Annotated in this window: 1 pseudogene; it reads left to right on the top strand. The window is 59.5% G+C overall.

What is annotated here, in order from left to right:
* A pseudogene (locus E4O97_RS13660) lies at positions 1 to 541 on the top strand (type IV secretion protein Rhs); the annotation flags it as partial.

Below are 541 nucleotides of genomic sequence, written 5' to 3'. Positions count from 1 at the left end.
ATTGGGCGAGCTTTTCGCAGATGGACACGCGCTATGCCTGGGGGGATGACGGGCGTGTCACGGTGCATAACGCCGATGGTAGCGAGGAGGTGTATGTCCACGACCAGCGGGCGCGGCTGGTGCAGCGCATCGATCCGGACGGCGCGCAGCATTTCAAATCCTACGATGCCAAGGGTCGGCTGACCGTCGAGCAGGATCCGCTGGGCGCGGTGACGGCGTATCAGTACGACGAAGCCGGACGCTTGGTGGCGTTGTTTCCCGGGGATGATGAGCCGACCTCCTACGAACATGACAACGGCTTCGTACGGGTTGTAAGGCGCGGCGAGGCTGTCTGGAAATACGAGCGTAATGAGCAAGGCGATGTTACGCGTAGGATCGATCCTGACGGCGAGGTTACCGATTACAGCTACAACAAACACGGGCAACTGACCGGAGTTTGGTACCCGGATCACAGTTGCCATCGGCTGGTGTGGAATGAGCGTGGGCAGTTGCTGGAAGAGCAATTGCCCAATGGCGGGATCAAGCGTTATCGCTATGACGA

Source organism: Pseudomonas sp. W15Feb34 (genome assembly GCF_023127765.1).
Taxonomy (GTDB): domain Bacteria; phylum Pseudomonadota; class Gammaproteobacteria; order Pseudomonadales; family Pseudomonadaceae; genus Aquipseudomonas; species Aquipseudomonas synxantha_A.
This window is presented reverse-complemented; position numbering and strand designations above follow the sequence as displayed.